The 21,620-nt window shown below is 42.8% G+C and carries 29 protein-coding genes; 12 read left to right on the forward strand and 17 right to left on the reverse strand.

The features are described 5' to 3' along the window. Window positions 1-150: 150 nt before the first annotated feature. The 3 genes from HNQ34_RS16335 to HNQ34_RS16345 all read left to right on the forward strand — a co-directional run bounded on the left by HNQ34_RS16335 (window position 151) and on the right by HNQ34_RS16345 (window position 1,567). Window positions 151-405: a hypothetical protein gene (locus tag HNQ34_RS16335; protein WP_183256403.1), complete on the forward strand. Its 255-nt coding sequence runs from the start codon at window positions 151-153 to the stop codon at window positions 403-405. Between the two features lie 108 nt (window positions 406-513). Continuing rightward, on the forward strand, window positions 514-1,110 hold the full coding sequence (locus HNQ34_RS16340) for a chymotrypsin family serine protease (RefSeq protein WP_312856146.1): 597 nt from the start codon (window positions 514-516) through the stop codon (window positions 1,108-1,110). 94 nt (window positions 1,111-1,204) lie between these two features. Further along, window positions 1,205-1,567 (forward strand): DUF3221 domain-containing protein, encoded by a 363-nt coding sequence (locus tag HNQ34_RS16345; RefSeq protein WP_183256404.1) that lies wholly within the window; start codon window positions 1,205-1,207, stop codon window positions 1,565-1,567. A gap of 276 nt (window positions 1,568-1,843) precedes the next feature. Here HNQ34_RS16345 and HNQ34_RS17640 read toward each other — a convergent pair whose 3' ends face one another. Genes HNQ34_RS17640 through HNQ34_RS17650 form a run of 3 tightly spaced genes read right to left on the reverse strand, consistent with a single transcriptional unit; the run spans window position 1,844 to window position 2,917 of the window. Beyond that, window positions 1,844-2,185 (reverse strand): transposase, encoded by a 342-nt coding sequence (locus tag HNQ34_RS17640; protein WP_246364300.1) that lies wholly within the window; start codon window positions 2,183-2,185, stop codon window positions 1,844-1,846. Then, a complete protein-coding gene (locus tag HNQ34_RS17645; RefSeq protein WP_246364296.1) occupies window positions 2,067-2,372 on the reverse strand; it encodes a transposase in 306 nt (101 codons plus the stop codon). Before HNQ34_RS17645 ends, HNQ34_RS17640 begins: the two co-directional genes overlap by 119 nt. After that, on the reverse strand, window positions 2,363-2,917 hold the full coding sequence (locus HNQ34_RS17650) for an IS630 family transposase (RefSeq protein WP_246364298.1): 555 nt from the start codon (window positions 2,915-2,917) through the stop codon (window positions 2,363-2,365). Before HNQ34_RS17650 ends, HNQ34_RS17645 begins: the two co-directional genes overlap by 10 nt. A gap of 460 nt (window positions 2,918-3,377) precedes the next feature. Here HNQ34_RS17650 and pckA point away from each other — a divergent pair, with 460 nt between their 5' ends. After that, the gene (gene pckA / locus HNQ34_RS16355; RefSeq protein WP_183256405.1) at window positions 3,378-4,964 is read left to right on the forward strand and encodes a phosphoenolpyruvate carboxykinase (ATP); all 1,587 of its coding nucleotides are present in this window, start codon (window positions 3,378-3,380) and stop codon (window positions 4,962-4,964) included. A 134-nt stretch (window positions 4,965-5,098) separates the two neighbouring features. Here the strand turns inward: pckA and HNQ34_RS16360 are convergent, their stop codons facing one another. From HNQ34_RS16360 to HNQ34_RS16375, 4 genes are all read right to left on the reverse strand, one after another. Then, window positions 5,099-7,726 carry a DUF2309 domain-containing protein gene (locus HNQ34_RS16360; RefSeq protein ID WP_183256406.1) on the reverse strand — a complete coding sequence of 876 codons (2,628 nt, stop codon included), beginning with the start codon at window positions 7,724-7,726 and terminating at the stop codon, window positions 5,099-5,101. Next, entirely contained in the window at window positions 7,719-9,221 is a 1,503-nt protein-coding gene (locus tag HNQ34_RS16365) for an NADH dehydrogenase subunit 5 (RefSeq protein WP_183256407.1), read from the reverse strand. Before HNQ34_RS16365 ends, HNQ34_RS16360 begins: the two co-directional genes overlap by 8 nt. A 375-nt stretch (window positions 9,222-9,596) precedes the next feature. Beyond that, entirely contained in the window at window positions 9,597-9,839 is a 243-nt protein-coding gene (locus tag HNQ34_RS16370; RefSeq protein ID WP_183256408.1) for a DUF2584 domain-containing protein, read from the reverse strand. A gap of 39 nt (window positions 9,840-9,878) precedes the next feature. Further along, window positions 9,879-10,667 carry an alpha/beta hydrolase family protein gene (locus HNQ34_RS16375; protein ID WP_183256409.1) on the reverse strand — a complete coding sequence of 263 codons (789 nt, stop codon included), beginning with the start codon at window positions 10,665-10,667 and terminating at the stop codon, window positions 9,879-9,881. An 84-nt stretch (window positions 10,668-10,751) separates the two neighbouring features. On the opposite strand from HNQ34_RS16375, the gene HNQ34_RS16380 reads away from it, so the two are divergent. The 3 genes from HNQ34_RS16380 to HNQ34_RS16390 are packed head-to-tail and all read left to right on the forward strand — an operon-like array spanning window position 10,752 to window position 13,326. After that, window positions 10,752-11,750, forward strand: a complete 999-nt coding sequence (locus HNQ34_RS16380; RefSeq protein ID WP_183256410.1) for an ABC transporter substrate-binding protein — start codon at window positions 10,752-10,754, stop codon at window positions 11,748-11,750. Between the two features lie 18 nt (window positions 11,751-11,768). Beyond that, entirely contained in the window at window positions 11,769-12,542 is a 774-nt protein-coding gene (locus HNQ34_RS16385; RefSeq protein WP_183256411.1) for an ABC transporter ATP-binding protein, read from the forward strand. Then, entirely contained in the window at window positions 12,520-13,326 is an 807-nt protein-coding gene (locus tag HNQ34_RS16390) for an ABC transporter permease (RefSeq protein ID WP_409978386.1), read from the forward strand. Before HNQ34_RS16385 ends, HNQ34_RS16390 begins: the two co-directional genes overlap by 23 nt. Here the strand turns inward: HNQ34_RS16390 and ytkD are convergent. From ytkD to HNQ34_RS16420, 6 genes are all read right to left on the reverse strand, one after another. Continuing rightward, complete coding sequence (gene ytkD / locus HNQ34_RS16395; RefSeq protein WP_183256413.1) at window positions 13,313-13,798, reverse strand: RNA deprotection pyrophosphohydrolase; 486 nt, start codon at window positions 13,796-13,798, stop codon at window positions 13,313-13,315. The two genes, HNQ34_RS16390 and ytkD, sit on opposite strands and share 14 nt — an antisense overlap. Window positions 13,799-13,931: 133 nt before the next feature. Then, window positions 13,932-14,927: a sodium-dependent bicarbonate transport family permease gene (locus tag HNQ34_RS16400; protein ID WP_183256414.1), complete on the reverse strand. Its 996-nt coding sequence runs from the start codon at window positions 14,925-14,927 to the stop codon at window positions 13,932-13,934. Window positions 14,928-15,061: 134 nt separating this feature from the next. Then, a complete protein-coding gene (locus tag HNQ34_RS16405; RefSeq protein WP_183256415.1) occupies window positions 15,062-15,427 on the reverse strand; it encodes a Na-translocating system protein MpsC family protein in 366 nt (121 codons plus the stop codon). Window positions 15,428-15,685: 258 nt separating this feature from the next. Beyond that, window positions 15,686-16,012 (reverse strand): hydrolase, encoded by a 327-nt coding sequence (locus tag HNQ34_RS16410; protein WP_183256416.1) that lies wholly within the window; start codon window positions 16,010-16,012, stop codon window positions 15,686-15,688. 62 nt (window positions 16,013-16,074) lie between these two features. Further along, window positions 16,075-16,434: a phage holin family protein gene (locus HNQ34_RS16415; RefSeq protein WP_246364302.1), complete on the reverse strand. Its 360-nt coding sequence runs from the start codon at window positions 16,432-16,434 to the stop codon at window positions 16,075-16,077. A gap of 159 nt (window positions 16,435-16,593) precedes the next feature. Further along, window positions 16,594-17,031 (reverse strand): Dps family protein, encoded by a 438-nt coding sequence (locus HNQ34_RS16420; protein ID WP_183256418.1) that lies wholly within the window; start codon window positions 17,029-17,031, stop codon window positions 16,594-16,596. Window positions 17,032-17,185: 154 nt separating this feature from the next. On the opposite strand from HNQ34_RS16420, the gene ytzI reads away from it, so the two are divergent. Further along, window positions 17,186-17,341 carry a YtzI protein gene (ytzI, locus tag HNQ34_RS16425; RefSeq protein ID WP_183256419.1) on the forward strand — a complete coding sequence of 52 codons (156 nt, stop codon included), beginning with the start codon at window positions 17,186-17,188 and terminating at the stop codon, window positions 17,339-17,341. A gap of 31 nt (window positions 17,342-17,372) precedes the next feature. Here ytzI and HNQ34_RS16430 read toward each other — a convergent pair whose 3' ends face one another. Then, on the reverse strand, window positions 17,373-17,846 hold the full coding sequence (locus HNQ34_RS16430; protein ID WP_183256420.1) for an S-ribosylhomocysteine lyase: 474 nt from the start codon (window positions 17,844-17,846) through the stop codon (window positions 17,373-17,375). A 155-nt stretch (window positions 17,847-18,001) separates the two neighbouring features. Here HNQ34_RS16430 and yidD point away from each other — a divergent pair, with 155 nt between their 5' ends. Together yidD and HNQ34_RS16440 are read left to right on the forward strand one after the other, a co-directional pair. Beyond that, window positions 18,002-18,226: a membrane protein insertion efficiency factor YidD gene (gene yidD / locus HNQ34_RS16435; protein ID WP_183256421.1), complete on the forward strand. Its 225-nt coding sequence runs from the start codon at window positions 18,002-18,004 to the stop codon at window positions 18,224-18,226. 495 nt (window positions 18,227-18,721) lie between these two features. Further along, window positions 18,722-19,657 (forward strand): metal ABC transporter substrate-binding protein, encoded by a 936-nt coding sequence (locus tag HNQ34_RS16440; protein WP_183256422.1) that lies wholly within the window; start codon window positions 18,722-18,724, stop codon window positions 19,655-19,657. 76 nt (window positions 19,658-19,733) lie between these two features. Here the strand turns inward: HNQ34_RS16440 and HNQ34_RS16445 are convergent, their stop codons facing one another. Genes HNQ34_RS16445 through HNQ34_RS16455 form a run of 3 tightly spaced genes read right to left on the reverse strand, consistent with a single transcriptional unit; the run spans window position 19,734 to window position 20,817 of the window. Next, complete coding sequence (locus HNQ34_RS16445) at window positions 19,734-19,946, reverse strand: hypothetical protein (RefSeq protein ID WP_183256423.1); 213 nt, start codon at window positions 19,944-19,946, stop codon at window positions 19,734-19,736. Window positions 19,947-19,952: 6 nt separating this feature from the next. Further along, window positions 19,953-20,495 (reverse strand): hypothetical protein, encoded by a 543-nt coding sequence (locus HNQ34_RS16450; protein WP_183256424.1) that lies wholly within the window; start codon window positions 20,493-20,495, stop codon window positions 19,953-19,955. Between the two features lie 22 nt (window positions 20,496-20,517). Next, window positions 20,518-20,817 carry a DUF2325 domain-containing protein gene (locus HNQ34_RS16455; RefSeq protein ID WP_183256425.1) on the reverse strand — a complete coding sequence of 100 codons (300 nt, stop codon included), beginning with the start codon at window positions 20,815-20,817 and terminating at the stop codon, window positions 20,518-20,520. Window positions 20,818-20,993: 176 nt separating this feature from the next. On the opposite strand from HNQ34_RS16455, the gene HNQ34_RS16460 reads away from it, so the two are divergent. Together HNQ34_RS16460 and HNQ34_RS16465 are read left to right on the forward strand one after the other, a co-directional pair. After that, entirely contained in the window at window positions 20,994-21,155 is a 162-nt protein-coding gene (locus HNQ34_RS16460; RefSeq protein ID WP_183256426.1) for a DUF1540 domain-containing protein, read from the forward strand. Window positions 21,156-21,234: 79 nt separating this feature from the next. Beyond that, window positions 21,235-21,426: a hypothetical protein gene (locus HNQ34_RS16465; protein WP_183256427.1), complete on the forward strand. Its 192-nt coding sequence runs from the start codon at window positions 21,235-21,237 to the stop codon at window positions 21,424-21,426. The last annotated feature ends 194 nt before the right edge of the window (window positions 21,427-21,620 follow it).

Genomic DNA, 21,620 nt, shown 5'->3' on the forward strand with positions numbered 1-21,620 from the left:
AGGGTTTGAAGTGGCACTAGATGGCATATTGTTGGTGTATTCGCTTGTAACACTCGGGCTAGTTGAGCGCTAGCGCTCAACTAGCACCACGGGTAAGATAAAAGAATTTAAGGAAAAAATTAAATCTGTTTCATCAAGCAATAAAGTAAAGTGGAAAAAATTTACTATAGCACTAGTAGTTTGATTAAAATTGCAGAAAAAGTACAAGCAGATTTGGAAAAGCGTAAAGAAGAAAAGTCAATAGCAGAACAAACTACTATTGTTAGTGTTGACGAAGTGAACGGAAAAGTTGTTCTTGAGGTAGAGTCAATATCAGAACATATACAAAAACATTTTGAAAATCAATTTGGAGACATTTTGGTTATTAAACAAGGAATATCAGTTCATCCAGAAATTTCAAGATAGAGAAACTGGACAAAATTAGGAGGAGGAATAGCTTTAAGTGATTATGGAGATCCTTTTGGAGTTTGTACTTCAGCAGGAATAGGAGAAAAAGATTCTAGATACTTTCTTATTACAGCTGGTCACTGTTTAAATGGTGATAAAAGTGGAGCCTATCAATATGATGTACGCGTTGGTACAGATCATACCGTAGGCAATTGGAATGGAATTGATGTCGGTTTAATTCTACTAGATAGCACAAACGAGTTGAGTCCAAGGTATGTAACAAATTATTTTTATTGGCATGCAGAAGACAATGACGACTATGATAAGAGAATCGAGGGCATAGGCACTTATTATTATAGCGGTATGTATTTATGTAAATCAGGGAATACAACTGGGGTTACATGTGGCTACCTTGAAAGTACTAGTTATAAATATGTAGACTATGCTGGTGACCAGTATGGAAGTCAAAAATTGTTAAAGATTAATAATGATAATAATACAGGCATTTTGAATTATTCATCTGGTGGTGACAGTGGAGCCATCGTGTTTGATCCTTATGCATTCTTAATTTATGGTATTCATTCTGGTGGGGAAAGTCCTGATGGAAGTACAAATCCTACCTATGGTTTATTCACAAAAATCACTGATGTAATGAACATGTATTCTACTCCTTCTGCGAGCTTCTCTATATATATAAGTGATACAAATGTAAGATTTGACTAAAAGTTTTATTAGATTTTATAGAGCGTTTTGATTTTTTTGAAATTGTTTTTTAATACTAAAACTAATCTCTATTAGTTCTGGTCAGGGGGTAGCTATGAAAAAGAAACTTCTTTGGTTTTTAATCCTATTATTGTTAATTTCTTGTTCTAATAATGAAACAGGAAAAGAATCATCTGATTTTGTTTTATTTGAAGGGTATGTAGCGTTAAAGAAAGAGTATAACGGTAAAAGACTATTGGTTATTAATGATATTACCAAAGAGGATATCAGTAGTATGTCTCAGGACGAAATACTTAAATATGCAGCTAATCATGATAGCTTTTTATTCTATGTTGATGAGGAATATTACAAGAATATAAATGTTGGTCAAAAAATTAGAGTTTGGTATACCTCACCTGTGCAAGAGTCTAAAATTTTGCAGGTTGGTGCAGAAAAGATTGAGGTGATAGATAATTAAACTAACTAAACTCACAAGTTTTCATAGCTATCCTTCTTTACAAAGGAGAAAATAAATACAACATAATAGGTACTATGTTGAATAAAAACGACGTTACGACAAACGAAGCTACTCCCTAACTATCTCTGAACTTATAAAACCGATAATCAATTTTAAGGCGCTTATTAAGCCCGTAGAGCGTTTTTTAAGCAAGTGGATATAAAACGCTGTTTAAAACGCGTTATACACCAATTTTAGAGGTCATTTTTGATTGAGGATACTATATATAGATTCAGATTAATTTTCCGACATAGCTATCTGTCCGATACGTTGAAGCACTTTTTCAGGAAATGGAGCGAGATAATCCAAGAACGAAATAGTCGATTCTTGCAACTCTTTTCGATTTGCATGAAATCGATTGGCAATCACACTTTCTTTCAGCCATCCCCAAATTCGTTCGACCAAATTGAAATTCGGCGAATACGGGGGTAAGAATACCAAAGTCAACCGTTCTTCGTGCTCATGGAAAAAAGGCTGAAGAACTTTGGCGCGATGAATTTTTGCGTGATCTAAGACCATCACGACATGTTTGTCTGGATACTGGTTCCAATGTGTATTGGAGAAATTGCAGAAAAGCATGCGCATTGCATTGATTCGTTTCCATACAGAGAAATTCACCCGTTTCGATATTCACACCACCTAATAAGCGAACGGTCGCGTGATGCCCATACGCAGGGATTTGTTTTTGGCGCCCTTTGATACTCCATGTGGCACGAAGAGCTTGGTCGTCCCGAATGTGGCTTTCATCTTCATAAATTATGACCATGTTGTCGGACAAGTTTTTTTTATGAGTTCCATCTCCTGTTGAAACTCTTTTTGTTTTTGAGGATTGGCCCGTTTGAGGGTATACGTAGGGCGTGTATAACGAAATCCCCATCGATGGAGCATATCACAAATTCCACCACGGGACATGGTGACAGAAAATTTCTCTTCTAACACATGTTGAATGATTCGTGTATTCCAGCTTGTTTCGATGCCGTATCCTTCATCGGCAGGTGTGCTTTCTTCCAGCATCTTTCTCAATTCATGTTGTTCGTCTAGAGACAGATATGGCTTTCTACCGGGAGCATACTGGCGTTCTAATAACGCCTCCATCCCACCTTGATTAAACTTTTGCACGTAAATCGAAACGGTCTCACGATGGATGTTCAAAAGCTCAGCGACTTGGATTCCTAAGTAGCCTTGCATAATCAGACGAATCACCGCAATTCGTTTCGCCATGTTCGCCTTTTTCATTTTGCGTTCCTGTTCTTGAAGACGTTCGATCGTCCAACCATGATCGTTTGTAATTTGTAATCCTTTTTTCTTCATTCTTCATCCGCTCCTTTGACTGACTCGTTTAGGAGCAGTATAGACAAGAATACAGGTTGATTAAACGTGTCGGAATTTCAAACTGAATTTATATATAATAAGTTGCAATAAAGAATTTCAGATTTTTCGTTTCCGTTTTCATCTCAATACAAGCCGATATGGTATAACGTGGTGGGTAATCAGCTGGATGTAAAACAAAATTTCAACTTATATAGTACCCACTATTCAAAAATTAATCGAACACGGTCTAAGCAGAGATGAAATTCTAGATATAACGAATATTTCATCAGAAGAATTTGACAGCATTGTCCATGCATTAGAAAGATACTTCATATTGTATCTGAAACAAAATTGACAAAAATAAAAACAAAAATTATAACAAATAGTATGGACTAATTATTTAAATGTGTTATACTGTTTCCAAGGGTATAAATTAACAAAAAAAAGGTAGGTTTTGTACATGAGCACTGTTGACGTCACAAATAAATTGGCCGTATTGCTTCATCAATCAAACATACGGGAAAATTTATCCGTTCCTCAACTAGTCGAAAAAACTCTTGCCCGCAAAGAAGGGGTGCTGACGCTGACGGGTGCCGTCGCGACTACAACCGGAAAATATACAGGGCGTTCGCCAAAAGACAAATACATCGTTGAAGAGCCTTCGACAAAAGCAAAAATCGACTGGGGCGCGGTTAATCAGCCGATTTCGGAAGACGTATTCGAAAAATTATATAATAAAGTTCTCGATTATTTGATGGCAAAAGACGAAATCTTCGTATTTAAAGGATTCGCGGGCGCTGACCCGAAATACCGCCTGCCGATTCAAGTGATCAATGAATTTGCTTGGCATAACTTGTTCACCCATCAATTGTTCATCCGTCCGACGGAAGAAGAATTGCAGACGCACAAAGCTGAGTTTACGGTTATTTCCGCACCGAGCTTCAAAGCCGATCCTGCAGTGGACGGAACGAAATCGGAAACGTTCATCATCATTTCGTTTGAGCGCCGTGTCGTTTTAATCGGTGGAACCGAGTATGCAGGCGAAATTAAAAAATCGATCTTCTCGGTCATGAACTACCTTCTTCCAGAACAAGATATTTTATCGATGCATTGCTCGGCCAACGTCGGGCAAGAGGGGGATGTCGCGTTGTTCTTCGGACTTTCTGGAACAGGAAAGACAACGCTTTCAGCTGATCCGAAACGTCGCTTGATCGGAGATGATGAGCACGGCTGGTCGAATAATGGAGTGTTTAACATTGAAGGCGGATGCTATGCCAAATGCATTAACCTTTCGCGTGAAAAGGAACCGCAAATTTTTGACGCGATTCGCTTTGGCGCCGTGTTAGAAAATGTCATCGTTGACGAAAACACACGCATCCCGAATTATGATGACGCGACGCTCACCGAAAATACGCGTGCGGCCTATCCGATCCAATCGATCGATAACATCGTTGAACCAAGCATTGCCGGCCATCCAACGACGATTATTTTCTTGACGGCTGATGCGTTCGGCGTTTTGCCACCGATCAGCAAATTAACGAAAGAGCAAGCGATGTACCATTTCTTAAGCGGCTATACGAGCAAATTGGCCGGCACAGAGCGCGGCATTACTTCACCGCAAGCAACGTTCTCGACATGCTTTGGCGCACCATTCTTACCGCTTCCAGCGACTCGATATGCGGAAATGCTCGGCAAAAAAATCGACGAGCACAATGTGCAAGTATTTTTAGTGAATACCGGCTGGACGGGCGGCGAATACGGCGTCGGCAACCGCATGAAGCTGCAATATACGCGCGCGATGGTGCAAGCGGCACTTGAAGGCGAGCTCAACAATGTCGAAACGGTAAAAGATCCGATTTTCGGCCTTGAAATTCCAGCGCACGTTCCAGGCGTTCCGGACGAAGTGTTGCAACCGAAAAACACATGGGCTGATCAAGCCGCTTACGAACAAAAAGCAAAAGCGCTGGCCGAAAAATTCCGCGAAAACTTCAAAAAATTTACGAACATCGATCCGAACATTGAGAAACTAGGCGGACCGATCGTTTAAACGCAAAAGGGATGTCCCAAAGTGAGACGGGACATCCCTTTTTACACTATATACATGCATGAATAATAACTTCATTTGACTTTTTAGCTCGTTAACAGCTCTTTTCAAACAATTCGACAAGCGGTTCATTATCATCAAAGCACCGATGGTTCCCATTTGATCCATTCCCCGCTATCCGGATCAATCGAAGCGAGCCGGAGCCAGCCGTTTTTCACTTTTTGATAAAACGATACATCGTTGCTGAGCAAGCGTTCAATATAATGTTGCGGCGCTTCGATAACGACGAGCAGTCGGAGCGGTGAATGAAATAATTCCCGGTCAGAGAAAGCCACAGACTGCCATGGTAGCCCAGCAAGTAAATCACTCGCATTTCCTTGCATGACTCCAATGCCTCCGGTGACCGTCTGTGTTGTTTTGCTGCCGCTTCCGTAATAGTGCGGGGCAACCGTAGAGGCGTAATATTGCAAATTAATCCACTGTCCAACCGTCGCCGGACCAGCGATAATGTTGGTGAGGATATCACCCGTTGGATCCTTCCGCCAATCGTAGCTGTGTAAAAACACTCTTCCGTCTAAGTAGCAATTTTTCGTCCGTTCACGGCGACCGATTAAAAAAGCAGCATTCCTAGCCAATCCCCATTCCGGACGGATTTCACTCCAATCAACGGCACGGCGACGCATTTCAGCCACTGGGTCGCGTGGCCTTTGTCCAACGTGCGGCAGTTTTGCGAACCGTTCAGCGTTCGCTTTTCTGCTTACTGCCGGAAGCACGTTTTCTAACATAGCAAAAGCCTGTTGTGCCGCCTCGGATAACGTCGGCACCTCAAGCCAGTGAAGTTCATCCACCGTCGTGATATGTTCAGCGGCCACAAACACCGTTTCCTCTGGAATGATAATTCCTTCTTTAGAAAGTCCTTCCCGTACTTCTTGCAAATTGCAAAGTGTAGAAAACACACGAGCGTTAAATGCCCCTGCCGCTCCTCCACATGCTCCGCAATCGAGCGACGAAGCATACGGATTGTTCACCGTTGCGCTTTCATGGCCACATATGACAACCAGCGGCGCAAACGATGAAGTCAATCCAATAGTGCTAAGCAGTTGTTTAACATATTGTACTTGCTCTTGCGTCGACAAACCGATCGGCAATCCGGACGTATCCGCCCGCTCTTGGCGCTCCAATGAAAGCACCGTAGGCGGTTTTCGTTCCACCGTTTCTTCCACTTGACGAATCCAATGGCCTACCCATTGAGGAGCGGCGCTGCGGGCGAGCGTATGCAGTCCAAGCCAAGTCCCGCTCATTTCGGGAAGCAATAAACTTGCTAACAAATGCTGTTTCACTTTTTTAAATGTTTGACCAACAAAACGGAATACGTTGCGCCGCCGGCGATAGTGAGTCATCCCTTCCGGCGTGACCAATTCACAAATTTCATGTTGTGGATCAACAATTGCCGGGCATGACGGATGGGTATGATGACTGTCAAGCTCGCGCTTCCGAATTGGCAGTCCAAAAAAACCAGCACAACCGTATGTTTCAAATGGCCCCTCCTGCTCTATATACCGGCGTAACGGTTCTGAACGAACATCGATACAAAAAAGGAGCTGAGCGACAGTTCGCCTTGACTGTTTGGATGGCGAGCGCACCATGATCGCTTCTTTTAACTGCGCTTCATACGTTTCCTCCCATGCTTCAAGCCAAAGACGATAACGCTCGACTCGCCAAAAACGGTCGGCAAACGCTAAACGAGCACATTGCTCCTCTGGTTTCAATTGTCGCCATTGTGTCGGCGCCATTTCTCCCCAATGAATCCAGGCGGCTAATAATGGGAGTGAATGTTTTTTTCTATCAATCATTGTCGGTTCTAGCGGCAAATGCATCGCAACAAACGCCCACTCCAGCGAAAGACGAATCGCCAAGTAGTGTATTAGCAATTCAACACCTTGACCAACTTGTCGAGAACGCCATAGCAGCATACCGGTCCATCCAGGCAAAGCAAGGAGATGGGATTCGAGATAGTCAACTGCCGTTTCCTCATCAATACGAAGGTGTGACAGCGCATGCTTCAGTGCTAATTCCGGATCGTCCGGCCAGTCAGAAAGCTGTTTTCGCTCGTCTTTCGTCAGCTCTGGATCATAACCAACCAGTTTCCGCCAAGCGCCAAACAATCCACGCTCTCGAAATGGTAACTTCCATGCTGCCTGCCCTTCATCTAAAAATAGTTTGCACCATTTTATCATCTGCTGATCAAGCCGGCGACTTTGCTCACCATGCCGCACACTTATCGGCTCGACGGCTGAGCGGCACCAAACAAGAGCAGCTTCGTCTAACTCCGAAGTCAACTGAACAAGGTCGGGGGAAACCAACCATTCCTGCGGCACCGTTTCATTCCAAAGAAGAGAGCGACAAAACTGTTCCGCCTCATGACGTAACACTGGAAGAGGCGATTCATCAAGCCAACGCTGCAATCGGCTTTCAAGAAATGTTGGGTCGATTTCCCCTTTGGCGAGTGCGGCGCGGAAGGATGCCATCGTCGGATATAAATCGACTTGTTGTCCCTGATGAAACCGATCGGCCACTTCCACAAACGGCAAATGCTCAAGCCCCATCCACGGATGGCGGGCAATAAACGTTGAAAGCGGCCAAAGAGGGGCAATCGCTTCACTCGCCTGCCGGACGAGCTCAGTAATAGACTGCTCCACTGTAGTAGTCCTTTTTCGTCTCACTTGTTCACGTGGACGTTCAAGCGAGATAGCGTTCTTACTCATCTACAGTTCCCTCCTTCACATAAATATTCAAATAACGAGGATGTGGCTCAACGGTCTGCAGGCGCGGCTCTCCAAGATGAACGAGCCACATATAAAGGGAAGTAAATGCCTTAGACGAAGGTCGCCGCATAATCCATATCATCGCTACAGCTACGACCACAAACAACAAAAATGCCAACCATTCGAGCGCAAGAGGCGGCGCACTTCCAGACAGTAACGATCCATGGACTAGCATCATCAAGTAATACCGCACCTTCTCTGAAATGAGCGCTAACATGGCAACAACAGTGAATCCAAGCCAGCGGCCTTCACGGAAATCAGCGAGCCGCCCCCACGTCACTGCTATCGAGGCCCCAAGTAGCAAGGCACTCAAAAGCCGAGTCGGTTCTTCAGATGATACGAACCAAAAACTTATCCCGATCGTTAAACCGAGCAAAGCACCTCCCCACCTATTCCCGGACGCCGATGATTGCACTGCGCGTCCCGGACGCGGCACGACGGAACCAGACTGCAAAAACAAGGTTGCTTTAAACAACCCGTGCAAAATAAGATGCACAACTGCCGCCCCATAAGCACCAAGTGCGCATTGAACAAACATAACGCCCATTTGCGACATCGTCGATGCAACTAGCTGTCTCTTATAATCGACTTGCACAAAGCTAATCCCTGTACCGAGCAGCACAGACACAAAGGCGATAACAAACAGTTCTACATGCGCTACCGTGGTGCTAAACAACGGAGCAAAACGTGCCAACAGAAGACCACCAGCATTAACAAGACCAGCATGCATCACCGCCGACACAGGCGTTGGTGTCACTACTGATTCGAGTAACCAGCGGTGAAACGGCCATTGTCCAGCCGGAATGATGACGGCCAAAATAAGCAGCACGTTCATTGCTACCTTCTCCCAAGTACCAAGGCGAGAAAGATGCTCCGACGATAAAGCGGCCGACAACTGCCATTCGTCCGTCGCGGCCCACAGCCATACAACCATACTTGCAACTGCCAACCAGCTGATAAAAAACATTGTTCCCATTTGTACCGCCACCGCCCTTGACGGCGCCCATTCCTTTTTTAAGGCTGTCAAAGCAACAAGACCGACGAACGGCACCCCCCAGCAAATCGCAACGACACGCAAATCATTGCTCGCCCATGTCATTGATGCGCTACTAGCCGTCCACGTCAACAGCCAGAAATAATAACGATATGAACGGTCGCCGTGCAAATAGCGCAGCGAAAACCGCTGGATCATCCAACTAAGTATGGAAATATAGAAAGCCATAAGCCAGCTAAGGCCATCGAACCGCCACGGTCCTATTTCCACGCCTGTCTTGGCCGTGATCCATCCGATAAACGCTACCGCGGCTGGTAATAATAACAATCCGGCATGAGTGTGCACGTAACGTTCTGGGACGCGCGGATGCAAAAACACAACGCTGCTGGTCAACACAACCGTCAATGCAGCAAACCAACTCCATACGAATAGTTCGTGCAAAACTACTTCCTCCTCTCCTCCTCATCATGCACAACATTTCCATTGACTGACTATGTTCGGAAGGAAAAGAAAAAACCGGCTATGTCATTGACGCAAGGCTGCCTTTTCTACAAAAAGGCATACCGTTGCCTATCAATTAACCATAGCCGGTTTATCTTCATCCAATCGTTTGTAGATGGTCAGAAGATCTCCCGTTCTCGTTTTCCGTCATCGGGTTCCCTTCAACGAACCTAGGTGAACGCCACCGCAGTTTTTTGAAGGACTCCCTGTATAGTGGGATATACAGATTTCTGATGAAAAAAGTTGTTTTTATTATACAACAACTTTATCAACATTGCACCCCTTTTTGTCTCAGAAGTTTCTTTTTTCGTTTAATTAGTTAATCGAATGCAGCGAAACGAGTTCATATGTCACAATCGTCCGGTTATTTCCAAGCTCGATTTTTTTCACGATCGCTTGCCCGCTTACTTCGCTTTGTAGCGTCCGCTTCACTTCAAGTGGAATATCGATCGGGTAAATGCGATATCCTTCTTTTTCAAGCACAAACAAATTATCTTCGATTCGTTTTTCTTTTCCTTTTGTCACAATCATCGTTTGCAACTCTAACGGCATCCCCATGAATATGCCCCCTTCCTTATCTAATCTATTTTCATAGTATCACGATTTACGCTGCTGTTTCATCCACTCCGCCAGCCGCTGCACAGTTTCCCGATTGTCTTTCGGAGGAAAATAATGAGTGAATGGCGAAAAGTACCATGCCGTTACTTGCTTATTTGTTTCTTTGAGCCGTTTTTCTAAACGGTACGCATGTTCAATCGATACGTTTTCGTCTTTCTCGCCGTGAATAATGAGAACTGGCGCTTGAATGCGGTCAATGTTATAAAGCGGCGTGCGCCATTTATACCGCTCAGGATATTTCGCTGGCGTTCCACCGATGACCCGCTTCATCATTTTGCGCAAATCGGGTCGCTCCCAATACGTCAACGCGATATCTGATACCCCGCCCCAGACGACAACCGAACAAACTCGAGGTTCAAGGATAGCAGTGTGAAGCGCCATCGCTCCGCCGCGTGAAAAACCAAACACATGAATCCGCTCACGGTGAACGTTCGGGTGATTTTGCAAAATTCGAAACGCAGCCAACGCATCATAGCGGTCCTCTCCGGCAAAATCTTCATTTCCTTCCCCGCCTTGATTGCCGCGATAAAACGGCGCCATCACGACGAACCCTTCCGCCGCAAATTGCGTAATCCGGGCAAGGCGCACCTTCCCGACGTTTTTGATGCCGCCACGAAGGTAAAGAAACCCATCATAAGTCCCCTCTGCTTTTGGCTCCGCTAAAAACCCTTTCACCTTCAGCCCTTGTGACATATAAGTAACAAGAAACACGTCAATATGCGGATGCGGCGACGGAAAGCGCTGTTTTTCGATCATTTGTCCGTCCATGGTATTCTTCCTTTCGATAGGCATTCACACATTTTTTTCACCAGCATACGATAAGGTAAATTCACGAAAAGGAGGTATGATCCTATGAAAAAATGGCTACGCATTGCGATGATTTCATTGTTTACCGTTTTTTTAGCCATTCCGATCGCCTGTACGAAACAAGAAACGGCAAAAACGGTACGGGTGGCCGAAGTAACACGGTCGATTTTTTATGCCCCACAATATGTTGCCCTTGCAAAAGGATTTTTTAAAGAAGAAGGGCTCAACGTCGAACTGACGACGACATGGGGCGGAGATAAAACGATGGCGACCCTTCTTTCAGAAGGTGCCGACATCGCATTAGTCGGCTCGGAAACATCGATTTACGTCTATAGCCAAGGAACGAGCGATCCAGTCATCAACTTTGCCCAGCTAACCCAAACAGACGGAACGTTTCTCGTTTCTCGTAAAAAAATCGACAACTTTTCATGGGAGATGTTGAAAGGAAGCACTTTCCTCGGCCAGCGAAAAGGCGGCATGCCGCAAATGGTCGGTGAATTTGTGTTGAAAAAACACGGCATCGATCCGCATAAAGACTTGAACTTAATCCAAAATATCGATTTCGCCAACCTCGCCAATGCGTTTGTGAGCGGAGCCGGCGACTATGTTCAATTATTTGAACCGACTGCCAGCATTTTTGAACAGCAAGGAAAAGGCTATATCGTCGCTTCGTTCGGAACAGAATCCGGCCACGTTCCATATACGACATTCATGGCGAAACAAAGCTTTATTAAAAACAATCAAGATACGATCGAAAAATTCACCCGCGCTCTTTACAAAGCACAGCAATGGGTCGATACCAACAGCGCGACGGAAATCGCCAAAACCATTCAACCGTATTTTAAAGACACCGACCTAAAACTGATCGAAACAGTCGTCGACCGTTACAAGCAGCAAGGTTCCTATGCGACGAATCCAATTTTGGATGAAGAAGAATGGAATAACTTACAGACCATTATGAGCGAAGCCAGCGAACTGCCAAAACACGTCGATCACAATACCCTTGTCAATACCTCATTTGCGAAAAAAGCAATGGCGAAATAATCGTGGCAGGTGAAAATGATGAGCTTTTTAGTCGTCCATCGCGTCAGTCATACGTACTTTACGAAAAAAACAGCCATCACCGCGTTAGACAATGTGTCGTTTTCGATTGAGAAAGGAGAGTTCGTTTCCTTTCTCGGCCCTAGCGGCTGCGGAAAAACAACGCTCTTATCAATCATTGCGTCGCTTATTCGTCCGACTGAAGGAACGGTGATGTTAGAGGGAGAAAAAATCCACTCGATCCATCCGTCTGTCGGCTACATGCTGCAGCAAGATTACTTGTTCCCTTGGAAAACGATACAAGAAAATATTTTTCTCGGACTAAACATAATGGGAATCAACACACAAGAAACGAGACAAAAGGCGCTCGATTTATTGAACGGCATCGGTCTTAAAGGAACAGAACACCATTATCCGAATCAATTGTCAGGAGGAATGCGTCAACGCGCCGCTCTAGTGCGCACGCTCGCCACCGACCCGAAAATGTTGCTGCTGGATGAACCATTTTCCGCTTTAGATTATCAAACGAAACTAAAATTAGAAGAGCTCGTTTGGAAAACGTTAAAAGACTATGAAAAAACAGCTTTGCTTGTCACGCACGATATCGGCGAAGCCATCGCCATGAGCGATCGCATTTTCTTATTTTCTGCCAAGCCGGGACGCCTCGTTCGCACCTTCCTCATACCAAGCGAGTTGCGCCGACTATCCCCATTTGCTGCCCGACAGCATCCAACTTTTTCTGAATTGTTCCAATTCCTTTGGAAGGAGCTTGATTCCCTTGAAACAGTCAAATAAAGTCCTTCATGCCCAATACATCGCCTCACTTCGCAAAGAAAAGCGGTTCATCCGTTTTTATCAGATTGTCATTTTCGTTGCGTTTTTCGCGCTTTGGGAAACCGCCAGCCGAAACAAATGGATCGATCCGCTTTTATTTAGTTCTCCGTCGACGATCGGAACATTATTTGTCCAAAAAATAAGAGACGGCTCCCTTCTTGTCCATAGCAGTGTCACGTTGTTTGAAACGGTGCTCGGCTTTATTCTCGGCACATTGTTCGGCACATGTTTAGCCGCTTTGCTTTGGTGGTTTCCGCGCTTTTCGAAAGTGGCCGATCCGTATTTAGTCATTTTAAACGCGATGCCGAAAGTAGCGCTTGGACCAATTCTCATTGTCGCATTAGGACCGAACTTTTCTTCGATTATGGCGATGGGAACGGTGATTTCCGTCATTATCACGACGATTGTCGTCTATACATCGTTCCGCGAAGTCGACTCAAATTATCTCAAAGTATTAAAAACATTTGGCGCCAGCCGCTTTCAATGCTTCCAAGAAGCGGTGCTGCCGGCATCGTTTCCAACGATTATCTCGACGTTAAAAGTCAACGTAGGACTGTCTTGGGTCGGCGTCATCGTCGGCGAATTTCTCGTTTCAAAACAAGGGCTTGGCTATATGATCATTTACGGATTCCAAGTGTTCAATTTTACACTTGTTTTATTGAGCTTACTCATTATTGCTTGCTTAGCCACGGTGATGTACCAAGTCGTTGCATGGATCGAAAAAAAGCTAATCAAAAACCGCTAAAGGCGTTCGGACATAACGAACGTCTTTTTATTTCCGCGAGCGTGTAAACGAGCACTTGATCTTTCATAATAAAGCTAAACCGTTCGTCTTCCGTAAGATTAGGCGGCAGCTCATCCAACAGCACAGGGCCGTTTGTTTCTAAATAGGTCGACTGCGGCTGCAGTTCTTTAATTTCCGCAAAATAAATATTTTTCACAAGCGATTCGCCAACTTTGTATTGTCCGATGTATACAAGCCGCCCCACAACACCGCCTGTCTCCTCTCTCACTTCACGGATCGCCGCTTGTTCGGCAGTTTCGTTCTTTTCTCTTTTTCCACCAGGAAACTCTAGCCCGCGCTCCCGATGATCGGTCAGCAGCCACTTTTCTTGATAGCGGCACACGATCCAGACATGATCCAGCGTCGTCGCAAACGGATGATCCATAAATGACAACCGAACTTCATTTCCATAATAGTCTTGAAAAATAAACATATTGATCAAACTCCATTGTTATAGTTCCCCTTTTATTATACTCGAATGTCTCTTATTTTCATCGTTATAAACAAACGGGACTTTCCCAAAAAATAAAGATGCCTTAGATCAAAAGGCATCTCAAAATCGCAACTTATGAATATAGCCAATGTGCGAACTGATAATATAAAGGCAACCCGACCGTTAAATTAAATGGAAATGTAAGTCCTAGCGACATTCCTAAGTAAATCGATGGGTTAGCTTCTGGAACGGACGCACGCATCGCCGCAGGGGCTGCAATATAAGAAGCGCTCGCAGCCAGCACTCCCATAAGAACGGTCCCGCCTAAAGAGAGATTTGTATAGAAACCTACGCATACACCAATCAAGCCATACAACATCGGAAACCCAATCCCTAGCACTACTAGCTTCATTCCATATTTTTTAATTGCTGCAAGTTGACTTCCTGCCGTTAATCCCATTCCTAATAAAAAGAGAATAAGCACGCTTGGATATAGATCAATAAATAATGGCTTTACAACCGAAAGGGCATTCTTCCCTCCAAGCAATCCAATCAATAAACTACCTAACATAAGAAGGACGCTTTTACCGAATAAACTTTCCTTTAAGACAGGTGTATATGCTGCGTATGCAGAAAAATAATGATTCATTCGATTTAGCTGATATGCTTCCTTTTCTAAAAGGTGCAAAAGAAGTAACGACACAATAATCGCTGGACTTTCCAACAACACAACAAAAGCGTTCATATAAGGTTCATAGGAGGTGTTCGTAAGACCGAGAAATGAAATCGCCGCACCGAACGTAACGATGCTAACAGATCCATATGTTGCTGCAATGGCAGTAGCATTTTTCCGATCAATTCCCATTTTGCGACAAATAACAAATGTTACAACAGGAATAAATATACCGAGAAATAATGTGCCTACTAATGGACGAACAAGTTCGGCAAACGAATGCCCTGATAATTCAATTCCTCCTTTTAATCCAATGGCAATTAATAAATAAATGCTTAACGTTTCACTTAATCCTTTTGGGAATTTTAAATCTGATTTCACGAACGCTGCGATTAGTCCAAGTAAAAAAAATAAAATAGCAGGGGATGTAAGATTACGAACGACAATATCCATCATTTGTATCATCTCCTTTTCGATATAGTTTTCCATAAAAAAACCGGAAACACTCTTCGACTGATTCACCAATCGAAAAACGTTTCCGGTTTATCTTTTACTGACCGGCACTCGGCCCTTAAAAGATCGACCTATTTTCATTTTTGAAATTCTTCTTCTAAATTTTCCGCTAACAAAAATACGATGATCCGCTCTCCAGTATGAGTACTAATATCTGTATGAATGCTCGCAACATGTTTTCCGGTCATATTTGAAATCATTTCTCGTAACTGCTCGCTGCCCGATTCGATTAATTCGGAGCGAATTCGTTTAATCGATAGCATTCCTTCTTTTGTTTCCGCTAATTTTTGTTCAGCTGGCGTTAAAATTCCTCGTAGTTGAACAATAATCATATTGCGAACAATATCGGTTTTAACAGATATTGGGCCCCTTCCTAAATACTCCTTCTCCCATTGCGTCAGGGCTCGGCTAATTTGATCTTCCATCTCTCCTTTAGATTTCATCCGTGCTGCTCCCCCTTTGAAACAAAAACGGCATGCTCCACCATCCTCGAAAAGTGAAACATACCGATCCATTCTCCGCTTAAATCAAGCAACAAACTTTAAGGCTTTTTCGTTTTTGCCATGTCCCCATCACAAAAACGCTAAAGCCGTCCGTCGCTATGATTTAGCTATCGATCTCTCGGTTCAATTTATTTTCATTATAACGAACCTCCGCCTTCTGTCAAGAGAAAAATCAAAAAAGCCACCAGATTTGGTGACCTATCCTTCCTCTCGAACGAATCCCATCGAACGAATATGCTGTTTCGCTTCCTCATTTCCAAGCTGGTAAATCAGCTGGTAAATTTTTTTCAATGTTTCATCGTACGCATCGTTTTCACGATCATAATGGTATTGAATATAAGGGACATGCGCGCGAAAAAAATTTTGAATATCGGTCGAATAATTTTGATCGAAATATTCGCGCAATTGGATGATTTCATCATCGGTCGCTTCAATTTGAAAATCCCATGGTGATGCCGTTTTCACTTGCGAAATTTCACCATGGGCCATCGATACATAATACGTTTTCTTTTGTTGTTCCGCCACACTAACCATCTCCTTCATCACTTGTCATATTTGTAGTGTGGATGAAGCAACAAAAATTATGCCTATTTGGACTGATCTTTCAGTAATTCAACTACCTTTTTTAAAAAATCAGGGATCGGCAACCCCGCTCTTCCGACATTTTCAAGAATTGAAATGACTTCATTAGTGATGTAGAAAAACACCGTCGCATCGCGAATAAAATGGTGATCCCAACCGATCGCAATATCAAGCAAATGGGAGACAGCCACTAATACAAAAATCAGCAATTTGCGGACAATGCCGCGAAAGCCAACTTCGCTTGACAGCTTTCCTGCTAGAGCGCTTGCGATCACTCCTGTTACATAATCAATCACAACAAAGCAAAGTAAAATGATCACAAATAAGTCCAAGCTCCCAAACAGCGACGAAAGAACCGAACCCATTAATGAAATACCGAGAAAAAACACATACTTATTCACCCTATCCCTTCCTCCCTTCCTTCGCTGATCTAGTTTATGCAAATGGAAAGAAAGGAGTATAGACGTTTCCCTCATCACGAAAAAAATCACTCCCGCCATGAGAGTGATCTTTGAAACCTTATTTTATTTACCGAGAAACGATTTGAGCATCCACACATGCTTTTCTAAGCTTTGATGAATCCCTAATAACATATCTCCTGTCGTTTCATCGCCTACTTCATCGGCTAGTTGCATCCCTTCTTTTAACTCTCGAATCATTGTCTCAAAGTCGCTTACAAGTGTTCCAACCATTTCCTCTGCCGTTTCATTTCCAACTGCTTCTTTGACGGACGCTTTTTCCAAACATTCCTTCATCGTCGCAACCGGCGCTCCCCCAAGCGCCAAAAGACGTTCCGCTAATTCGTCAATATGCAGCGCCGCTTCATTGTACAACTCTTCAAATTTCGTATGCAGCGTAAAAAACTGCGAGCCTTTCACAAACCAATGATAGTTGTGGAGCTTAATGTACAATACGCTCCAGTTAGCAATTTGTCCGTTTACAATATCTGTTAATTTGTTCATCTATATTCCCTCCTCAATTATAATTATTTTCACACTTAAGCATACATAGACTGCTAATTGTTTCCTTCATAACTATATTTTACACTAAAATGGAAACAAACTCAATTTACGTGTTTTATGCTAAAATAAGGTTAAAAAAGAAAGTTGGGGGCTTATGTTTACTATTTTAGTGATTTCGCTCATTATTATTATCGTCGTGCTTGTGTTAGCGGTCGCAACAACATCAAAAGCGTATCAGTATAAACATACCGTCGACCCGATTGACAACAATCCACATTTGTCTGAAACAGAACAAAAAGAAAAAGAGTAAGGCGACCTTGTTTCGATGGTCGCCTCATAATTTATCCAAACACTTTTTTCAAGTCTTCTTTATCCTGTTCCAACCAGAAGCGCATTAACCGTTTCGCGCCGTCTAAGTCATGAAGTTTCGCCTGTCCGCATTGCCGCTCTGTTGCCGCTGGAACTTCGGTTGCGTTGAGCGCGTCTTTCATCGTTTCCTCTAACAAATCAATAATTTCTTCGACCGTAGGAGAGCCGCTGACGACTAAATAATACCCTGTTTGGCATCCCATCGGCGAAATATCGATAATATCAAAATGATCATATTTTTCCGCATGTTTACGAATGTTAAACGCAAGCAAATGCTCGAGCGTATGAATCGCCTCTGGCTTCATCGCCTCTTTGTTCGGCTGGCAAAAACGAATATCAAATTTATTCACTACGCCATCGCTGCCGACTTTATGAACGCCGCAATGTCTTACATACGGCGCTTTTACGGCGCAATGATCAAGCTCAAAGCTTTCTACTGAAGGCATCGTATCACTCCTATTCTAATAGTTTCACTCCTATCATACACATCTATCCGATTTTTTTCATCTGTTTTGTTGTGATAAAAGCAACAAACGTGAGAACTTGTCCGCTTTATGGTACAGTATGAATTAGTATCTTTCGTTCGTTAGGTGTGATATACATGAAACAACTATTCATTGCGCTCATTCGTTTTTATCAAATCGTGATTTCACCGTTAAAGCCGCCGACGTGCCGGTTTTATCCGACTTGCTCCCATTACGGTCTTGAAGCGATTCGGCGATTTGGCGCAATCAAAGGAGGATGGCTGGCCGTCAAACGCATTGTCAAATGCCATCCGTTCCATCCCGGTGGGTTTGATCCTGTTCCAGAAAAAACAAAAAAATAAGCGCTTGGGCATGAGTTACACATGCCCTCCAACAAGTTAAACTTAATCGACTACGACAAAAAGCCATTACTATATAAATACAACTGTGTGGTTTAACTTATGGCTGACGAAAAAGTAGACTCCCTATTTTTTCGACTGTCGGAGGCAAGTCTGTGACTGGCCTTCGTCACGCCTTCGCGTGACAGAGGACCGAACAATGAACCACTTCACAGATAAATGCATTTGTCTGGAAGCGGTGTTGTTCGGTCACCCGACAGTCGAAACATACCGATTACTCCATAAAAGACGAAAACGTTAAAGTTCCAAATGGCATTTATATAGTTTTTATTGATTAACAAATACTTTTAAAAATAACATAGAGGTTGTACTTTTCCTATTTTTTTTGTATTATTGATGTTGTTAAATCGTAATCGTTTCGATTTAATAGCTGTCATTTTTAAATCGTAACCATTTCGACATTATTCAAAACACTTTAATCAAGGAAGGAGAAAAACAATGAAAATTAAATCGCTCTTATCTGTTCTTCTTGTCGTAATACTCACATTGTTCGGCTGCAATAAACAAGAAGCGACAGAACCATCTAAAAACAAAAATGTCTTGACGGTTTACACTACTGTCTATCCGCTGGAAGACTTTGCGCAAAAAATTGGCGGTGATTACGTGCAAGCTAAAAGCATCTACCCGCCTGGGGTGGAAGCGCATACGTTTGAACCGACAACACGAACAATAAAACAGCTTGCTGATGCCGATGCATTCATTTATATTGGCGAAGGAATGGAAGGATTTGTTGACCAAACGATTCAAACATTAAAAAATGAACATGTAACGTTAGTCGAAGGAGCAAAAGGAATTGAGTTTCTTGACTCCACTCGTGAACATGAAGAAAATGGTGAAGAGCATAATGATGGTGACAAAGATCCTCACGTTTGGCTCGATCCGGTTCTTTCGGTTCAAATCGCGGAAAATATTAAAAATGCTTTGATCGAATTAAAACCGGAAGCAAAAGATACGTTTGAGAAAAATTTTGCGTCTTTAAAACAGCAGCTCCAACAGCTTGACGAACAGTTCCAAACAATCGTGAAAAACGCACCGAAAAAAGAAATTCTCGTTTCCCATGCCGCTTACGGATATTGGACAAAACGGTACGGCATTCAACAGTTAAGCATCGCCGGCCTTTCGCCAAGCAACGAACCGTCGCAAAAAGAACTGGCGCAAATCATTGACACCGCGAAAAAGTACCATATTCGCTATGTCATTTTTGAACAAAACGTGACGCCAAAAGTAGCGGACATCGTGAAAAATGAAATAGGGGCCGACGTCCTCCGCCTTCACAACTTAGAAGCACGGACAAAAGAAGATATAGAAAAAAATAAAGATTATATTGCGATCATGAAAGAAAATTTAGAAGTGTTGAAAAAGGCACTTCAATAACTATGGATACTCCACACATCAGCAGAAAAGGTGCCTTCTAAACAATAATAGGCACCTTTTTCGTTAACTGCTAACTTTATTCAATCGAACACACATATTGCGCAATCGCTGCGATTTCTCCTAACATGATCATTTCTACTCCTTTTATTTGATGGCGTTTAATCGCTTCGTCATTCAATTTTTCTCTTTTTTTTGCCCACTGTTCCGTGATCGGACCGTGAATTAAATGAGGAGCGAGCCTCAATTTTCCCGTCACTTCATACATTTCTTTTAAGAAAACGATTTTCATTATCATTCATTTTGCCATAATCGGTTGTAAACGACCGTGAGCATCTACATATTGTATCTTCCGTTCCCCCGTAAGAAGCGAACAAAACTCAATTTTTTTCAGACGAATTCCAAACCTCCCTTCACAAGCATTCACCGCGCTACGCGTATAATGTAAATAAAATGATTCATCCTCTTGCCATACGAACTTACGAATTGTACAAAATTCGTGATGGTGATAGGCCACATCGATATCCACATACGTCTTTGTACGCTTCGTCCCGTATTCAATCCTTTCAAACAAAAGAAATGGAGAAAGGTTCAAATCAACTGCCGGATTTAAAAAACGTAGAAGATGATCTGTCGTTTTTGCAAGCACTGTATAATAATGAACGGGTGAATCAAACAAATTTCGATTCATATGCCCCCAATATCGATCAACAAGTTGTAATATGAGCGAAGCGGAGCGCAAAGAGGGTGGATTTTGATAATACTGAATAATGACCCGCTTCAACGTTTCTTCCACAGCTTGCTGCCATTTTTGATACATAGATAAACTGGCGGCGCTCATTATGTATCCCTCCACCTATCAATTAATTATCTCGTTTTGTTACTTCTATTTTTTGTAAAACCAGATGAATCGAACTCCACGAACGTTTGACGAAATAAATCGGCTTTTCTTGGCTTTTTGCTTTTTGCTTAATCACTTTCGCCAAATTATGGTTTACATAGTCTATCATTACTAGAACGAGATCGATGTGCTCTGGAATGCCTCGTTTCACCATATTCACTTTTCGTCCATCGAGATGAATAATTTCTTTAAATCCTGAGCTCATTAATTTATCAGTAATATTTCCTAAATGATCTGCTCCCACTACTAACAAAGATGACATACAGATTCCCTCCATCATTTTCATCTTTATTCTCATTCTAATTGAGAATGATTATCTATGTCAACAAAAACGATAAACATTCTCAACGAAAATTATTATGATTTCCGTTATAACTTTTTTTCAATCAGACAAAATAAACATGTATTCGATCATCTACAAACAATGGAGGGATGCCAATGGCAAAAGATGTACTTTGCGAAGTGAAAAATTGTCATTATTGGTCAGACGGAAACCGCTGCAGCGCGGAAGCCATTTATGTCGTAAACAACGCCGGAACAATGGCAGCCAGCTCGGCTGAAACTGGTTGTAAAACGTTTAGGCCAAATCACAAAATGTAAAGATCAGCTGCCTTTAACCGTTTCGATGGTTAAAGGCTCTTCACTACATAATATGTGGCAAAAGAGAGGCGACGTACTAATGAATAAAAAGGAAAGCTTAATCCAATCATTCAAAAAAGAAGTCAGGCGAACGACCGAACTGACATTTCCGATTTGCGTCGACTCATTCGCCAACTTATGGCAATACGAATTCGGAACGCTGGATGGCCTGCCGAAGGAAGTCGAGCAATTAATCGCCCACCGCGCGATTGAACTGGGGCTAATGGAATAAAGAGGAGGCTGTCTCAAAAGGTCGTCTTTCTTCAAGGAAGATACAATATATAGTTTTACGAAAGTGTTTCGAGCGTATATATGGTGATAAGAAAGGGTGCCCCACTAGCGTTGCACAGCTTACAAAATTAGTAAATAAAGTGTGATATAAAAAAACGTTTACGCAAAAGAAAAAAACTCCTATTGTAGAAGTGT

Source organism: Anoxybacteroides tepidamans (assembly GCF_014201465.1).
GTDB classification, from domain to species: domain Bacteria; phylum Bacillota; class Bacilli; order Bacillales; family Anoxybacillaceae; genus Anoxybacteroides; species Anoxybacteroides tepidamans.

What these genes read in the sequence shown, in the direction of transcription:
- HNQ34_RS16345 (WP_183256404.1), top strand. Translation starts at nt 1,205, where the DNA reads ATGAAAAAGAAACTTCTTTGGTTTTTAATCCTATTATTGTTAATTTCT.
- HNQ34_RS17640 (WP_246364300.1), bottom strand. Translation starts at nt 2,185, where the DNA reads ATGCTTTTCTGCAATTTCTCCAATACACATTGGAACCAGTATCCAGAC.
- HNQ34_RS17645 (WP_246364296.1), bottom strand. Translation starts at nt 2,372, where the DNA reads ATGGTCATAATTTATGAAGATGAAAGCCACATTCGGGACGACCAAGCT.
- HNQ34_RS17650 (WP_246364298.1), bottom strand. Translation starts at nt 2,917, where the DNA reads ATGAAGAAAAAAGGATTACAAATTACAAACGATCATGGTTGGACGATC.
- pckA (WP_183256405.1), top strand. Translation starts at nt 3,378, where the DNA reads ATGAGCACTGTTGACGTCACAAATAAATTGGCCGTATTGCTTCATCAA.
- HNQ34_RS16360 (WP_183256406.1), bottom strand. Translation starts at nt 7,726, where the DNA reads ATGAGTAAGAACGCTATCTCGCTTGAACGTCCACGTGAACAAGTGAGA.
- HNQ34_RS16370 (WP_183256408.1), bottom strand. Translation starts at nt 9,839, where the DNA reads ATGGGGATGCCGTTAGAGTTGCAAACGATGATTGTGACAAAAGGAAAA.
- HNQ34_RS16375 (WP_183256409.1), bottom strand. Translation starts at nt 10,667, where the DNA reads ATGGACGGACAAATGATCGAAAAACAGCGCTTTCCGTCGCCGCATCCG.
- HNQ34_RS16380 (WP_183256410.1), top strand. Translation starts at nt 10,752, where the DNA reads ATGAAAAAATGGCTACGCATTGCGATGATTTCATTGTTTACCGTTTTT.
- HNQ34_RS16385 (WP_183256411.1), top strand. Translation starts at nt 11,769, where the DNA reads ATGAGCTTTTTAGTCGTCCATCGCGTCAGTCATACGTACTTTACGAAA.
- ytkD (WP_183256413.1), bottom strand. Translation starts at nt 13,798, where the DNA reads ATGTTTATTTTTCAAGACTATTATGGAAATGAAGTTCGGTTGTCATTT.
- HNQ34_RS16400 (WP_183256414.1), bottom strand. Translation starts at nt 14,927, where the DNA reads ATGATGGATATTGTCGTTCGTAATCTTACATCCCCTGCTATTTTATTT.
- HNQ34_RS16405 (WP_183256415.1), bottom strand. Translation starts at nt 15,427, where the DNA reads ATGAAATCTAAAGGAGAGATGGAAGATCAAATTAGCCGAGCCCTGACG.
- HNQ34_RS16415 (WP_246364302.1), bottom strand. Translation starts at nt 16,434, where the DNA reads ATGGGTTCGGTTCTTTCGTCGCTGTTTGGGAGCTTGGACTTATTTGTG.
- HNQ34_RS16420 (WP_183256418.1), bottom strand. Translation starts at nt 17,031, where the DNA reads ATGAACAAATTAACAGATATTGTAAACGGACAAATTGCTAACTGGAGC.
- ytzI (WP_183256419.1), top strand. Translation starts at nt 17,186, where the DNA reads ATGTTTACTATTTTAGTGATTTCGCTCATTATTATTATCGTCGTGCTT.
- HNQ34_RS16430 (WP_183256420.1), bottom strand. Translation starts at nt 17,846, where the DNA reads ATGCCTTCAGTAGAAAGCTTTGAGCTTGATCATTGCGCCGTAAAAGCG.
- yidD (WP_183256421.1), top strand. Translation starts at nt 18,002, where the DNA reads ATGAAACAACTATTCATTGCGCTCATTCGTTTTTATCAAATCGTGATT.
- HNQ34_RS16440 (WP_183256422.1), top strand. Translation starts at nt 18,722, where the DNA reads ATGAAAATTAAATCGCTCTTATCTGTTCTTCTTGTCGTAATACTCACA.
- HNQ34_RS16445 (WP_183256423.1), bottom strand. Translation starts at nt 19,946, where the DNA reads ATGAAAATCGTTTTCTTAAAAGAAATGTATGAAGTGACGGGAAAATTG.
- HNQ34_RS16450 (WP_183256424.1), bottom strand. Translation starts at nt 20,495, where the DNA reads ATGAGCGCCGCCAGTTTATCTATGTATCAAAAATGGCAGCAAGCTGTG.
- HNQ34_RS16455 (WP_183256425.1), bottom strand. Translation starts at nt 20,817, where the DNA reads ATGTCATCTTTGTTAGTAGTGGGAGCAGATCATTTAGGAAATATTACT.
- HNQ34_RS16460 (WP_183256426.1), top strand. Translation starts at nt 20,994, where the DNA reads ATGGCAAAAGATGTACTTTGCGAAGTGAAAAATTGTCATTATTGGTCA.
- HNQ34_RS16465 (WP_183256427.1), top strand. Translation starts at nt 21,235, where the DNA reads ATGAATAAAAAGGAAAGCTTAATCCAATCATTCAAAAAAGAAGTCAGG.